We start from the raw sequence: 14691 nt of genomic DNA, 5'->3' as shown, positions 1-14691 counted from the left end.
TTTGCTCAATGGCGTAGATTGGGCCTTGGCCCATAGTCACAAAGCTAAGTAAAAAATGGTAAAGCCCCTCCTCACCCGCCTCCAAGGGGGGGCGAGGGATTTTGTGTATTTTTTCCCTTAGCTTGACAGCGATAAGCCTTGGCCAAGATCTCCTCATAACGTCCTTAACTTGAAGAAGATATTAAGCCTGCGCAAAATAAATCAGTCCCAAGCAATAGATTGAACACTTAGAAAAAGGCATAAAAAGCATGTACTCATTTTTTAATTTTAAGACGTTCAATACGTCATTAAAATTAACAGCAAGCGATAAATTATTTATTTATGTATTTAATCAGGCAAATGATGAGCAAAAACATGAGCTCATTAAAAATCCAGGCATTGAAACCATTACTCGCATCGCACATCACAATCCAGCTTTCGAAGCATTTTGTAGGCGTACTGAACTCACAGGGTACTGGACCAAAATTTGGTGCTCCTATGGCGCAGCATTGACGCAACAAAATAGCATGTCTTCCATTTTATTGTTTTCCCAGCCCCAATTAAATCAGTTTGATTTAGTACGAGGAGCTCATTTTTTTTATTTTTCCCAAAAAATAAGAAAAGAAATAAATCGTGATTTTGGATTTTCTGAACTTGAATCGCTTAAAATGGCGATTCAATATGGTTCTGTTCATGCGACACAACGTTACAACGCATACATTTACCAGCAACTGCAACAGGCTAACGCTAAAGAATCTGAAACTCTTTATAGTAAGCTTATCGCCAATAGCAAGCTCATGCTCCCTCATTATGGCAGTTACGGTTATATGGTTTTAGCTGAGGCAATGGCACATTACTGTTTATGGCTACACAAGAATTTTGAGCTAAAACAAGCAAAAGAAGCATATACACGTGTTTTAGAGTCACTAGATTATGCTGAATCAATTTTAAAAGAGAGCCAGTACAGCATACACAACGCAAGTCTCGGACTAGGCTTGAAATGCAGTAATTCCCTAGGGTTTGAATCGCCGTCACAAGCAAAGGATTTTTTTATTAAATATTATGAGAAATTGCTTGAGTCAACTACTGAATCTGCCTATGCGCGGTCGCCAAAATAAATCAAAAACAACACAAATAGTCTATATTATAATCAAATAGATTAATTATTGTTTTTCCGAAAATAAGAGAGGTTATTATTATGCCTTCAATTTATATTACTTATGCAATTACCCCCGGCCATGAGCTGGTTGTTGCAAGTTATCATGATAAACTTCAGTCTAAAATGAATGCCGCGCCCCTACTCAGAGCGAGAATCAAAGATTTCAAGCCAAAAGACATGCAATACACAGAGATAGATGTTGGCACCCCATACAATGATGAGGTTGTTAAAGGCAAACTACTTGAATTATTGGCCTCCATTAAAGGAGTATATAATAAAGTAACCTATAGAGGCGATTTAAACCTATGTACGCAGAGAAAAGAAGACATCGCACCTTGTTTATTTGATGGCACCCTTAATCGCTTTTTTGCTGGAAAAAGTGTTGATTTGATTCTCGAATCAGCGAATAGAGAATATGTAGAGGGGGCTATAGAAGCGGCCGATAAAATAGGTTTGACTGGAGCCGTGATTCAAACAAAAGCAGGGGTTCCAGTAGGTGAAGCACTCTCTAAAACTTACCCTAAACCCGTCATACCATCAGCAGTGTCATCTGGACTGCAAACAACAATACCGCCTGTAACACCACCCCCGCCTGGCATAGATCTATCTATTCCAAAGCCCATGACCAGTGAACTTGCAGATTCCAGTGTTTCAGTTCAGAGTCCCCATAGCTTAGCTGAAGCTTTAGGAAAAGTTGGTGTATTTAATGCAGTTACCCCGCCTGATCCTGTTGCAGATAAAGATAAAAAAAATGTGCCTGGGACTGGTTTAACTAATTAAAAGTGTTGGGCTATGACTATGCTGCATCCGCAGTTAACAACACCATAAACTCATACGGACTCATCTGACGAGAGAAATAAAACCCTTGCCCATACCTGCAACCATACTGTTTCAGTTGCTCTCTAATTTCCTGGCTTTCTACTCCATCGGCCAAAACTTCTAGCTCGAAAGTTTGGGCCAGTTTAATAATGGCCTCGACAATTTTAGATTTTTTCTTATCTTTAACCATATTCAAAATAAGAGACTTTTCAATTTTTATTTCATTGATAGGGAAATTGACCAGATAAATAAATGAAGCATAACCGCTACAAAAATCATGTATCGCGATTTTAACACCTAGATTACTTAATTGGTTTAACACATCAATTGATTTTGCTTGCTCTGCTAAGCAGGCGCGTTCATTGAATTCGAGTATTAAATACTCAGAAGGAATTTTATTTTCATTAAGTAATTTCGCTACAAAAGCAGGTAATTTCCTGTCAATGGCATCTTGGCCTGATAAATTAACCGACACAAAAATTTTATGTCCAGCCTGATGCCAAAGCGCTAATTGTTTTGTGACATTGGTTAACATAAACCGTGTTAATTGTTGAATTAGACTTGTTCCCTCAATAAGCGATATAAATTTTTCCATACTGATTAGTCCATATTTTTCATGCACAAAGCTGACCATAGCCTCAGCACCTATTATTTTACCTGTTGCCAGTTCAACTGTGGGTTGAAAATAAATCTTCATTTCTTGATTTTCTATTGATTTTTTTAAGCCATTCACCACAATTCGGTTTGTAGTAAAATCATCTTCCATATTTGAATGATAAAGAGCAAAAGGCTTGTCCTTCTTTCTTGCATGAAAAACTGCTGTGCGCGCATGATTGACTAATGAGAGCTCCTCATCCCCATCATGGGGATAGATAGCTGCACCCGCAGTAGTACTGATGTTTACATGAATGCTGTCCACAATAAAATTAAGCGTAGTCGCATCAATAATGGCATTCAACAGCTTGTCCCAATTAATATTTTTATTCAATCTTGGCAACAATAAAGCAAATTCATCCCCCTCCATCCGGGCAACACTATTCATGCCCATAGTGGCCTGGAGCATAAAAGGGGAAAGTAACATATCTTTTAATTTTTTTACGAACTGCATTAAGACACTGTTTGCATTAAAATTACCGAAATTATTATGAATTGCTTTAAAGTCATTTAACTTTAAGAGAATAACTGCCAACTCATTCGACTTCTCAATTTTATTAATGGCTTGCGTAACCTGCTCACGAAATAGAAGCGAATTTGGCAACTGAGTAAAAAAATCATGCTCACTCTCATATTTTAGCTTTGACTCCAGATCACCGCTTTTATAGAGAAGCTCCTGAGTTTTATCCGCAACAAGTGTTTCTGCCGTATTGGCCAATCCATAACAAAACGCCTGCCCCCAATAAGCGAAAAGAAAGGGGGTGAGATCAAGAATCCAAATCGCAGGATTTGATGATTGTGCTCGAAGAAAGCCATTAACGTTAATAAAGCCTGTTATTTGATAAGACACGATGAATGAAGCGATTAATATACTAATAATGGAAATACTTAATCCAATGTAAGCATACTTATTCACGTATTCTTTAAAAACAATAGAGGGCTTCACAAGCTTATAGTTTATGTCCATATGAGTATGTTATTAATATCCATATGCTCATTTTAGACAATTTGGAGTGAAAATGTCATTCCAACCACCTCAAAAAAATGGCTAAATAAAGTTAGGCCAGACTGAACAGCCCAGCCTGCATGGGAATGGCACGGGTACAAATTGACATCTTTCAAAAAATTAAATTGACACCATGAAGTCCAATTTGATATGTTAACCAAACAATAGATAAAATTTAATCAATCTGCCATCAATATGAATCATCGTCAAACGAACCAAAGCAATACATTCCCTGCAGTGTCCACTGCAAAAGTATCGCTATGCCATGATTCTTTGGCTGTAGCAATTTCTTCAGCACAGATTATTATTATTTTGCCCTCTTTACCCTAGAGCGGTCAGCTATTTCCTAATCCGAACCTCTCTAGGGAGACACTCGGATTTTTAAATAACTGATTATGAATGCTGGAGGGTATCGTGACTCACAACAATTTTTTTAAATTTACAAACAATTACTTGCCTTTTGTTATGTGGTTTTTTCCACTTTCATTTTTTGCGCTTCAATTTATATTACGTCTTTGGCCAGGATTGATGATGCAAGAAATAATGACTCAATTTTCTATCGATGCATCCAATTTTGGCTTCTTGGCAGCATTTTATTATTATGGATATGCTGGAATGCAAATCCCTATGGCGCTCTTACTAGAAAAATTTGGCGCCAGAGTAATAGTTTTTATCTTTGCTCTCCTTTGTGGCTTGGGTGCCCTACTCTTTGCCTCTACCAATAATTTTCACCTCGCTATATTCAGCAGATTCTTAATTGGAGCAAGTTCGGCTGTTGGTTTTTTAGGGGTATCCAAAGTTGTCTCTGAATGGTTTCGTAACAATCAGTACTCTCAAATGATTGGATTTTCTTTTAGTGTTGGACTGTTAGGGGCAGTCTATGGCGGCAGACCATTGACTCACTTACTCTCAAACTATGGTGGCCAGCATGTAGGATTCATCTTAGCGCTCTGTTCTATCGCTATAGGATTTTTAACTTACTTGATTGTACGGACCCCAAAAAACTTTAAAACAACAAAATCGCCTGATATAAACGTGTCTCATTTATCTGTTTTATTTACTGTAAAGAGATTATGGGTTCTTGCCTTAGCTAATTTGCTGCTGGTGGGTGCGCTTGAAGGTTTTGCTGATGTATGGGGCGTGCCCTATTTAACTACCGCTTATGGATTAACTAAATCGGATGCAGCCCTACTTGTCTCTTTTATTTTCGTGGGTATGTTATTTGGTGGGCCAGTACTTGCTTTTCTTAGCAAGAAACTAGGAAGTTACACAGTAATAGGAATTTGTGGCGTTGGGCTATCCCTGGCTTTTCTTGCACTTCTTACTGAGAATGTAAGCAATTGGTGGCTACTTAGTGCTTTATTCTTCACTATCGGATTAATGTGCTGCTATCAAGTAATTGTCTTTGCAGCAGGGGCGACCCTCGTATCCAGTAAACATTTAGGAATAACCATAGCGTTTCTAAATTGTATCAATATGTTTGGTGGATCATTTTTTCATACTTTAATTGGTAAAATCATGGATTGTTACTGGGAAGGAGGCTTAAGTGCAAATGGATTAAGACAATACAGTCTTCAATCATACCATCATGCCTTGCTTGTTATACCAGTCTGTGCCCTTTTAGGAACTGCATTGATTTACATGATTCATAAAAGTGCTAGGAAACAAATCTCTATTGAACATGCCGCGATTGCTGAGGTTTAATCTCCGAACATGCTTTGTGGTATTCATTTCCCGCCAGACGGAAAATCCATCCATGATTTAGCAATAAATTGCTCCCTGCCTGTGCAGGGATAGCATAGTGAGTTGCATTGACATACTAGAGCGTATTGCTTTGTGTTGTCTCTGGTTGTGGCTCTGGCATTTTGAAAGAATCGAGCTTTGTGCCTCCCGGTTTGAGTGCGTCTCCTTTCTTAAACTCATCTCCGTTTGCGTGACACAATTTTCCATCTTTTGCATACCCCATAACTTCATTTGTTTTTCCATCAACGATGATAAAATTTTTATTTTCTTTAGCAAGCTTTTCGAAAAATGTGTGCATATCCTCATCTGATTTGAAGGCTAAGCTGAGCTTACCATCATCACCTTTTTTCGGTGGATTATCTTTGTACCATTGATTGTCTTTAAAGGTTTCTTGAAATTTCTTCATAATCTCATCATTGAGTGCACTGACAACAGACACATCCTTTTTGGGAGCAGATGGTAGCGGTGTAACTACTGTTGGAGAAGTCTGAGTTTCAGAAGGTGCAGATAGACTCATAGTGTCATCGGGATTTATAAGAGCATCATATTTTTTCCTATTATCTTGGCAAAACTCTTTATATGCATTCCAGCCTGCCTCGCTATCTTTATCTAATTGTTTTTTTGTATCTACATATTTTTGATACGCCGCTTCACATTTTTGCTCATACTCTTTGCGCATTTCCGCAGTAAATTTACCTTGTTGCTCAAGCGTATTTTTTTGAGCATCTAAGCCCTCTCTCTCTTTCAGATACTCTCCATGAGCTACCTCAGCTTTAGCATTATTCAACTCATGCTTCGCCCGTGCAGCAGCATGAGCGGCTTTTTCGGAACTCTCCATAGTGCTCAAAAACTTACTAGGATCTGCACTACCATCTTTGAGCATAGTCTCATAAACGGTTTGTATTTTTTTTTGGCCTAATATTGACTTAAGCACTTCCGCATCATAGGCCTCTTGAGCTATCTGCTGCTTTATTTTACGCTCTTTAATTAATTCCTCGGCAACACTAGGCATTGTTTTCTCCAAATATCACACTGCTTATTATAAATATTAGAACAATTTGAAAATAAAGATGCGTTTTGCAGCACCTCAATGGATGAAAAATCATAATAGAGAAAAGTTTCCAACTTATTTCATTACTAACGATATTCTCTTGAGTCAGATGCAAAATAGTAACCTCCTGGACCACCATAATTGAGGAAAAACTTGGCCATACAAACATCTAGAAGCTTTGCAGTGATATTCCAGGTATAGTTGATCAAACAAACACTTACGATGTAAGTGAATCCTTCTTAAACTCTTCGACCTTCGGTTTTAAATACATCAAACAGAGAATGCAGGCGGTCAATGCAGTGAGGCTACATAAAATAATGGGCAAAATAATGGATAAAACAATCAATAAACCACCGGCAAAACAAATAATGGCATCACCTAGCGTGCGCAAACTTAATTGCGCCCCCATGACTTCACCTTGAATGGTTGCATGTGACCTATTTGAGATGTGAATTGTCAAAGTGGTTACAACGCTGGTAATACTAAATCCAATGAGCGCAAAAAAGAAAAACATCGCTATGGGATTTTGCAAAGCAATCATCGCCGCAAAAATCAAAGTAGTCGCTAGCATGGCCAAAATAATAATTTTATGAATAGGTAGGTGTTTTGAAAGAAGACGTGGAAGCCATGAAGCGCCTATAGCAAGTGCCGCGGATAAAACAGCATTATACAGCGCAATCATGCTGGGTGACATGAGCCATTTTCCGGCCAGATAAACCGGACCAAACTCATAAAACATATCTACTGCAAAAGTAAACAACGTGCTGATAATAAGTAACGGTTTCAAATGCGGGTGTTGCTGCAACAAAAGTTTGAATTGTTGGATAATATTGAGTTGTCTTAGTATAGATTCTTTTTGGGGTGTGCGTGTGGCTTTATGCTCCGGCAATTTCCACCAAGCAAGTCCTAAAGTTATCACTGACGCAAGTGCTGCAACAGTAAAAGGAAATGACCATGAAAACCAAGGCACAAGTTGTGAGTTGGATAATAAGCCACCAATGATTGGTCCAATAATGTAACCAACACCAGCCATACTGTTGATCCGCCCAAAGCTTACAAACTTATTAATGGTAGTCAGTTCTGACGCCAATGCCCTTGCAACAGCAAAAGTACCCTCCATGAATCCTGTTAAAAAGCGACTAAATAATAGTAGCCAAAAACTGTTTATCCAAAACGCAATGACAGTCAACACATACCCGAGCACACTTCCAGCCAAACTAAGGACCAGTATTTTTTTGCGTCCATACAAGTCAGAATTTCTTCCCAGAATAGGAGCGCCAATGAATTGTCCCAGAGGAAAAATCGCGAGAGTTAGCCCCAGTAAAATACGTCTACCCGTTTCACTCCATTCCGGAGAGATAATTAATTGATCGGTAGATTGTAAAAACAAAGGTGGAAGAATAGGATAAACGATGGAGGAACCGACAAAACTAATTAAGACAATAAGTAAAATAATCCACAGTTGTTTTTTTTCACGAGTTGTTTGCATGTGCATTTATTCTTGGCCCTTGAGGGATAATCGGGCAACCGGCTTACACGATCAGGTTCTATTTTAACATTTTTTTTAAATAGATCGATATTTTTTCATAAAGAACAATTATTGCATATCCAAGCACTCTTTAAAAATCGTTGTTATACTCTTTAATAAGCAGTTGTATTTTTAATGTACTCACGCTTTTTTTGTTTTTACATAAAATGCGATGAATGATCCTTAACTCTGTAAAAGGAAAGATAAAATGTTGAAAATAGCTTTTATTTTTTTAGTTATAGCAATTATTTCAGGGGTCATCGAATATAGACAGAAAGGAACAAATCCTTCAGCAAAATCTCCAGTAAAAATTATATTTTATGTTTCTGCACTGATTTTTCTGATAACACTTATTCTTTATTTGTTTACTCCAGCCACCCCCGTTGCACATGAAGTGCCAAATCCTCTTTTATCTTTTATAGGCGCATTAATGCACTTAGGATAGTTGGGTTATTCAACCCAACATACTCGCTTTCTCATAGCATTCACTCTCCAGAAATGCTTTAAATTGCTCTACCCATTTATCATCAACATAATCGGGGAGCATTATGCTCTCAGTTGTTCTCTCAGTTTCCTCAAAATGCCTGTATAAATAAGGGCGATAATAAGTAAGGTCGGGGATCTCTATGTCCATTTCTTTGGCTTTTTCATCATTAACCCGCACACGTAATATGTCTTTAAAATGGATATTTTTTTCAAAAAGCACCATCTCTTCTTCAAGCATCACCCCGCCTTGAAAAAAAAGCGTTTTTTTACTTGCTGCAGATAAACGCTCAAAATACTCTTTTTTCTTTCCTGCCAGATAACGCTTGGCATTCACGTGATGGCCAATGAGCAAAGCAACTTTTGCAGAGAATCCTAGCCCATAGGCTAAACTCGCCCCTATCCATTCATGATGTACTACACCTAAATCAGCCATCCTATTTTGATTGTCCAAAACATAATGTCCTATATCATGAAATAAGCATGCAAGAATGACTTCCTGACTATGCCCTGCTTGCTCGGCAAAATAAGCACACTGTAGTGCATGTTCAAATTGGGAAACAGGCTCTCCTATGTAATCCAAATTTTTAGCATCATATAAATAGTGAAAAACCTTATCAATTTTTTGATCAATATAATTTATGGTATTCATAGCATCACTTCAGAAATAGGATTAGCAACATTATAAATGGCAGCGCCTGCTGAATAATCTTTATTGGGGTCACGCTCACAGTCAGGCGGAAAGTGTTCTCGCTTGTCCTTATAATAGGCATCACGTTTAAACCCACCTTCAGAAAATTTACTAAAGGTAATAAAAATTGCCCGACGAGGATTATTACTGCGATTAGGCTCAGAATAATGGGGTAGATAGGAGTCAAATAAAATAATATCTCCTGTCTTACATTCAATTGGAGACCAGTGAAATTTGGAAGCCATCTCATTTTTAATGGAACCGTCAGCCTCTTGAGGAAGAATTGTCGGCTTATTCGCACCGCCTTTAACCACTTGCAAACACCCATTTTCTAAAGTGCAATCATCTATAGCCACCATCATTGTGATGTGAAAACGCTGCTTAAAACTAATAAACGCCGGAGCATCTTGATGTGGCTTAAATCCCCCGCCACCAGGAAATTTATAGTTAATTTTTTCTTTGAAAATCGCAGCTTGCTCTCCCATTAATGAAGATACTAAGTTTATAGTGCGCACACTATTGGCAACCTCATGCATTCCTTGATGATAATCAATAAAATTTTCAACGCGACAAAGTTGACGTTCTCCCTGGGCATTCATTTCAAAATATTTCATCCATTTTCCTGGTGTTTCAGGCCAGGATGTTAACTCATCACACCACCTTTGCAGTTGTTGTTTCATATCCCCAAAAAGAAAATTGGATATGAACACAAATCCCTGCTCTTTCCAAAAACGGTGTTGTTCTTCACTCAATTGATAATCCATAATTTCACCTTTCAAGACGTTGATAACAATGTACTTTCAGAAATTGAATCCGAGAAATTAGTTAATTTATTTTCTTCTTGTTCTAGCCATTTTGTGAACAACCACCCCAGCAAAAGAGTGCTAGCAAGAATAGCTAATGTCAGATAGATACCCAGTCGGGCTTGGAAAATTGGTAAAAATATAGTTCCAATAAATGCTCCCAATTTTCCAGTCCCTGCCGCTAAGCCATGCCCTGTAGCTTTAAACTCAGGACTATAGATCTTTGCTGGCAAAAGATACGTTGTAATTCCTGGACCAAAGTTTATAAAAAAATTGAATAATATAAACCCGGTAAAAATAATACCGAGGCTTGGAAACAGATAGCTTATGCTCAGGATTAGCAATCCCAAAAATGAAAAAAAGAATCCTATTCGCTGCAGTTTAATCAGCGGTACTTGATTAACAAAAAAAATAACGGCAAAAGCACCTAAGGACACAAAAACATTGACCACTAAAGTACTTTTCAGTACCTCAGTTTGTGCACTCAGGAAATTAACGTCACTAGACAGATTAAATGCGTGTAACACGTAAGGAGTAAATAGTCCTATTCCATAATAGGATATGTCTAATAAAAACCAGCAAAAACAAAGGCACAGAGTAACTCTTATCATTCTTGGAGAAAAAATCAGTCGGTAATGTGTCAAAACAGAACGTTTTGATTGCGGTTTTAAATTTTGATGGACTTTCCATAAAAAACTTTCTGGTAACTTGGCTCTGAATAACAGCCCTACTATCGCAGGAATTGCCCCTGAAGCAAATATCCACCGCCAGACATCAAGCTGAGGATGTAGTTTAAATAAAAACCAGGCAACAATTACGCCTACTGGCGAAGCAAGACAATTAATAAACATAGCAGTTGCAATAAATTGTCCACTTTTTTGAGCAGGGATCATTTCGGCCAAGTAGGCGGCACAAATGGGATAATCAGCACCAACGCCAAAACCAAGTAGAAATCGAAAAATGCAAAGAGAAGTGATACTCCAGGCAAAAGCAGAACAAATAGCAATAAATACAAAAAAAATAAGATTGATAATGAGCATGCTTTTCCTACCCAGCATATCCGCCAATCGCCCAACAATGATTGCACCGAATACTGCACCGAGAGGCGCTGCTGCCTGCGTAAGACCAATCATAAGCGCAGAAGGATGATATATCGCATTAATGAATGGCTCTGCGACTGAAGCAATATATAAATCATAACCATCAATAAACAAACCCAGCGCACAGACTACCCAAACACGGAAAGTTAGGGATTTATTATTATTTTCATCCATGAAAATCTCTTGATAATAAAGGATATTTGCAGCGTTATTGCAGCATTAGGTACATGACTTTTAACACAATCAATTCATAAAAACAAACAGGCCCATCAATTAAAAATTTAAGGCAGCTACCACGATTGCTGGCAGTCAAAAAATAGCCTGGGTGAAGGAAAAGCCGTAGCCCGAATTGCAGATAAAAAATCAAACGCTGTTCCCCGGGTTCCGCGTCGCTTCACCCAGGCTACAATACAAAGAATCTCAAGCGGCATTTACTAGGCTGTCTTTAGGAAGCATTTTGCGTTCTATGATAAAATACATGCCCAATCCTAAAATGATAGCCCCATCAATAACAAGGACTACGGGGCGCATCGAGCCATCAAATAAAAGGCCCGTTAAAGCAACAGCTCCAGATGAAATAAACAAACGCGTTGACATGATGAATGAAGAGCACACACCCTTGAGATTCGGTAAAATTTCCAAAGATTGTGCAAAAATCACACTCATCGGAAATGCGCAGCCCACAGCCAACCAGCACATGGCAAAAGTGATCAAACGTGGTGAATCAGGATACTGGAATGCGAAATAAGTAAAAAGCACAATAGATATAGCACAACACATCATCCCTAAATGAACTGCTTTTCGGCTTCCAATTCGGTTGATCACTTTTTCAGCATAAAAACTGGTAAGCGAAAAGAGTAAGACAATTAATCCTTGCTGCATGGCAAATTGGAAATAAGTTAATTTACAGGTGTTAATATAATAAAACGACGCACTACCGACAAAAGTTAAATAAGCTGTAACTAACATATTGGGCATGCTGGCATAAATTAAAAACGGCCCATGTGTGGAAACCGTCCAATAGTCTTTAAAGAGGGTCGAAACTTTTAAAGGTTGTTTTTCAGTTTTGGTTTCCGGTAATTGCCATATCAAAAAAAACCATGAAATCAAAGCAATCATAGCTACGAAGGAAAAATTAGCGCGCCAAGTAAAATAGTTGATAATGGCACTGCCTAAAATAGGCGCTGCTGCCATAAAAATAGTAACATAAGCATTAATTTTACCAATATAATGTACAGCCACTTCGCCATGATACCGATCCGAGACCATGGCAAACCCCATCACTACCGTGCTACTTGCGCCCAAACCTTGAATAAAACGCCAAAACATTAATTGGTATATCGAAAATGAAAACACACAACCAACTGCCCCAATTAAGAAACAGGTTGCTCCAAAAAGCATTAAACCACGTCGTCCTAAAGCTTCAGATAATGGACCATAGAGCAAACCAGAAAGGCAGAATGCTAAAAAATTAAGACTTAAAGTGCTTTGGACTTGTGCTTCTGTGCTGCCGAAAAACGTCATAATGCTAGGAAAACTGGGCAAGGAAATGTCGATTTCCATACAGCAACCCAATAGTGAGATAACAATGAGCGCTACAAGTGGTAGCTGAAATAACCTGGATAGCATGATGGCTTCTTCTTAAATCAGGATAATAGACGATTGTATTTATGAGCAGAATGCTTTTTAATCGTTGTGCAATTATATCGGTATTTGTACACATTGAGAAGATGTGATTACGAACAAAGTGTGTGACTTACTCTAGTATGGTTACATTGACATCTATTTTTTAGAAATCTTCATTGATTGTATACCATTCAGCTCATCCTCAGAAAAATGTTCATATAATTTGGAATGAGAAACAGATCCAAACCCTCGGCCTCGATGCTCGTCCATGATTTTAAGAAAGGTTTTGTACTCTTCTCCGGTATAGCTCTCCTTTTCCTCTTCTTGCTTTTTACCCTCCAGGGCAACATTGCAGTCTAACTGTTCCTTAATTCGGCCAATGATGGTTGACCATGTTCTCGTATTTCCATATTGGTTAAAACGCCACTGCGCTTGTTCCTCTCTAAGGTATGCGTAGTCCTTGTGTTTACCCTCAATAAGCGCAACCAGTTTTAATAAAGATTTATTCGAACTGATCTTGGGTAAAATCAAATTGATACACTGTTTCGCTTCCGCCTTTTGTTGCGCTCTATTTAAATCCGTTGCCTGGCCAATAGCTTTTAACTGGCTTAATATGATATCTGCACCATACTTATCCCAATCAATTACTGTACTCTCAGAAAGTACAGCACGCCCCCAGTGGACATAATCGAGTATGGCTCCCTTGAGATTTGCGCCACGCAAATCTGCGCCCGAAAAATTGGCAAAAGAAAAGTCAGAGCCGTGTAAATCAGCATTAGTTAAAATGGCTTTCTCAAAACTTGCATTGAAAAAGCGGCCATTGGATAAGGTTGAATTTGCAAGATTAGTCTTTTCAAACGTGCTCTCGCTCATATGAAATTTATCTAAAAACAGATAGGACAGGTTATACTCTTTGAAATTTTGTTTGTGAGAATAGTTGTCAATATATTCATGAACATATAAATCCATCAATTTGGGATTGTTGACCAAAGAATCATTATTAATTAATGCAAGCACGTGTTCAAAATCAGGCTGTTTTAAAGGTTTAGTTAGGTCCATTCTAGGTTCGGCTGGGAATAATAGCTTTATAATTTTTTGCCTCATGCCTGCATGTTTTAAAAACTGCTCTGGGATATCAATCCTGGTAGCTTCCTTGTATTGTTCCGGGAACTGTTTAATGTATAAGCCCAACACACTTCGAGCATACGTTTGCAAACGCGTATCAGTTGCTAAGATTTCTTTTTGCCTGGCGTGATTAAATTGCTCCTCGAGTTCTTTTTGCTTTTGAGCATGCTTTTCTTGAGCGCTTCTCGAGTAGCTATCCCAAGCTGCAGCGGCGACTGCGAATTTTGGTAATTCACCAGCCAAAAAAACAAGCATAGGTACATTTTGGGGGGCAGCAAGGAAAGCGGCCATTTCTCCTTGTTTACGAGCGACGCTCGCTTCAGACTTGCGAACAATATCTTTTCTTTGTTCTTCATCGATTAGAGTTGAAGCAAGGTCTTTTTCTCGAGAAACGAATTCTCCATAAAGACCTCCTAATGCTGTTTGAAATTCCTTTGTGCTCAGTTGAGAGAATCCGGGTAAAAACGCTTCAAAGACGCTTTGATATTCTTTATTGTTATGAATAAATTGATGTAGTGCCGATGCCTCAAAAGGGTAATACATAAAAAGCTCTCGGTACTTAACAAGTTGCTCAGCCACCCGTCCGGGCTGTCTTTTAATTTCGTCATTGAGTTGTGTTAGTGAGTTCGTTAAGGCAGCTAGAATTGTATTTTTTTGCGCAACAATTGCCGTTGGATTGTCTATGTGAGTGTTTTTAAAATGTTCTGTAAGAGGTAGTTCGTCAAGTGCAACAGATGAACCAGATACATCGATGAGTGCAGAGGCTATATGATTATCACGCTCATCAAAAACCTCAATCGTAAATTCTTTACCTTCGCTTTTTAATGCGCGCAAAATGACATCCTGTAGTACATCAAAGCTAAGTGTCGTAGCCACACCTGCAATTTTGAATATCATAGGATTTGTCCCCTATAAAAGGATGCT

12 protein-coding genes are annotated in these 14691 nt (G+C 38.4%); 4 read left to right on the top strand and 8 right to left on the bottom strand.

Translation table 11 applies throughout. The features are described 5' to 3' along the window. Positions 1 to 248: 248 nt before the first annotated feature. Together BGO44_RS04815 and BGO44_RS04810 are read left to right on the top strand one after the other, a co-directional pair. Positions 249 to 1097, top strand: coding sequence for a DUF5630 domain-containing protein (locus BGO44_RS04815; RefSeq protein WP_273198900.1), 849 nt, complete (start codon positions 249 to 251; stop codon positions 1095 to 1097). A gap of 80 nt (positions 1098 to 1177) precedes the next feature. After that, complete coding sequence (locus BGO44_RS04810; protein WP_273198902.1) at positions 1178 to 1918, top strand: hypothetical protein; 741 nt, start codon at positions 1178 to 1180, stop codon at positions 1916 to 1918. 16 nt (positions 1919 to 1934) lie between these two features. Here the strand turns inward: BGO44_RS04810 and BGO44_RS04805 are convergent, their stop codons facing one another. Continuing rightward, positions 1935 to 3578, bottom strand: a complete 1644-nt coding sequence (locus tag BGO44_RS04805) for a putative bifunctional diguanylate cyclase/phosphodiesterase (protein ID WP_058512004.1) — start codon at positions 3576 to 3578, stop codon at positions 1935 to 1937. A 438-nt stretch (positions 3579 to 4016) separates the two neighbouring features. Here BGO44_RS04805 and BGO44_RS04800 point away from each other — a divergent pair, with 438 nt between their 5' ends. Further along, positions 4017 to 5321: an MFS transporter gene (locus tag BGO44_RS04800; protein WP_193393438.1), complete on the top strand. Its 1305-nt coding sequence runs from the start codon at positions 4017 to 4019 to the stop codon at positions 5319 to 5321. A gap of 115 nt (positions 5322 to 5436) precedes the next feature. On the opposite strand, the gene BGO44_RS04795 is transcribed toward BGO44_RS04800, so the two are convergent. Next, a complete protein-coding gene (locus BGO44_RS04795) occupies positions 5437 to 6372 on the bottom strand; it encodes a hypothetical protein (protein WP_286822693.1) in 936 nt (311 codons plus the stop codon). Between the two features lie 256 nt (positions 6373 to 6628). After that, entirely contained in the window at positions 6629 to 7906 is a 1278-nt protein-coding gene (locus BGO44_RS04790) for an MFS transporter (RefSeq protein ID WP_273198906.1), read from the bottom strand. Positions 7907 to 8147: 241 nt separating this feature from the next. On the opposite strand from BGO44_RS04790, the gene BGO44_RS04785 reads away from it, so the two are divergent. Then, positions 8148 to 8384: a hypothetical protein gene (locus BGO44_RS04785; protein ID WP_058512001.1), complete on the top strand. Its 237-nt coding sequence runs from the start codon at positions 8148 to 8150 to the stop codon at positions 8382 to 8384. A 9-nt stretch (positions 8385 to 8393) separates the two neighbouring features. Here the strand turns inward: BGO44_RS04785 and BGO44_RS04780 are convergent, their stop codons facing one another. The 5 genes from BGO44_RS04780 to BGO44_RS04760 all read right to left on the bottom strand — a co-directional run bounded on the left by BGO44_RS04780 (position 8394) and on the right by BGO44_RS04760 (position 14664). Further along, on the bottom strand, positions 8394 to 9074 hold the full coding sequence (locus tag BGO44_RS04780; RefSeq protein WP_058512000.1) for an HD domain-containing protein: 681 nt from the start codon (positions 9072 to 9074) through the stop codon (positions 8394 to 8396). Further along, positions 9071 to 9877: a phytanoyl-CoA dioxygenase family protein gene (locus tag BGO44_RS04775; protein WP_058511999.1), complete on the bottom strand. Its 807-nt coding sequence runs from the start codon at positions 9875 to 9877 to the stop codon at positions 9071 to 9073. Before BGO44_RS04775 ends, BGO44_RS04780 begins: the two co-directional genes overlap by 4 nt. Positions 9878 to 9888: 11 nt before the next feature. Next, on the bottom strand, positions 9889 to 11190 hold the full coding sequence (locus BGO44_RS04770; protein WP_058511998.1) for an MFS transporter: 1302 nt from the start codon (positions 11188 to 11190) through the stop codon (positions 9889 to 9891). A 246-nt stretch (positions 11191 to 11436) separates the two neighbouring features. After that, a complete protein-coding gene (locus tag BGO44_RS04765) occupies positions 11437 to 12645 on the bottom strand; it encodes a multidrug effflux MFS transporter (RefSeq protein ID WP_273198910.1) in 1209 nt (402 codons plus the stop codon). 153 nt (positions 12646 to 12798) lie between these two features. After that, positions 12799 to 14664 (bottom strand): pentapeptide repeat-containing protein, encoded by a 1866-nt coding sequence (locus tag BGO44_RS04760; protein WP_058511996.1) that lies wholly within the window; start codon positions 14662 to 14664, stop codon positions 12799 to 12801. Positions 14665 to 14691: the final 27 nt, after the last annotated feature.

It is taken from the genome of Legionella sp. 39-23, assembly GCF_001897665.1.
Taxonomy (GTDB): domain Bacteria; phylum Pseudomonadota; class Gammaproteobacteria; order Legionellales; family Legionellaceae; genus Legionella; species Legionella steelei.
Note: the sequence above shows the minus strand (reverse complement) of the source record. Positions and strands in the feature narration are given on the sequence as shown.

Excerpts from the sequence above, each read along its gene's own strand:
- BGO44_RS04815 (WP_273198900.1), top strand. The coding sequence starts at position 249 with ATGTACTCATTTTTTAATTTTAAGACGTTCAATACGTCATTAAAATTA.
- BGO44_RS04810 (WP_273198902.1), top strand. The coding sequence starts at position 1,178 with ATGCCTTCAATTTATATTACTTATGCAATTACCCCCGGCCATGAGCTG.
- BGO44_RS04805 (WP_058512004.1), bottom strand. The coding sequence starts at position 3,578 with ATGGACATAAACTATAAGCTTGTGAAGCCCTCTATTGTTTTTAAAGAA.
- BGO44_RS04800 (WP_193393438.1), top strand. The coding sequence starts at position 4,017 with ATGCTGGAGGGTATCGTGACTCACAACAATTTTTTTAAATTTACAAAC.
- BGO44_RS04795 (WP_286822693.1), bottom strand. The coding sequence starts at position 6,372 with ATGCCTAGTGTTGCCGAGGAATTAATTAAAGAGCGTAAAATAAAGCAG.
- BGO44_RS04790 (WP_273198906.1), bottom strand. The coding sequence starts at position 7,906 with ATGCACATGCAAACAACTCGTGAAAAAAAACAACTGTGGATTATTTTA.
- BGO44_RS04785 (WP_058512001.1), top strand. The coding sequence starts at position 8,148 with ATGTTGAAAATAGCTTTTATTTTTTTAGTTATAGCAATTATTTCAGGG.
- BGO44_RS04780 (WP_058512000.1), bottom strand. The coding sequence starts at position 9,074 with ATGAATACCATAAATTATATTGATCAAAAAATTGATAAGGTTTTTCAC.
- BGO44_RS04775 (WP_058511999.1), bottom strand. The coding sequence starts at position 9,877 with ATGGATTATCAATTGAGTGAAGAACAACACCGTTTTTGGAAAGAGCAG.
- BGO44_RS04770 (WP_058511998.1), bottom strand. The coding sequence starts at position 11,190 with ATGGATGAAAATAATAATAAATCCCTAACTTTCCGTGTTTGGGTAGTC.
- BGO44_RS04765 (WP_273198910.1), bottom strand. The coding sequence starts at position 12,645 with ATGCTATCCAGGTTATTTCAGCTACCACTTGTAGCGCTCATTGTTATC.
- BGO44_RS04760 (WP_058511996.1), bottom strand. The coding sequence starts at position 14,664 with ATGATATTCAAAATTGCAGGTGTGGCTACGACACTTAGCTTTGATGTA.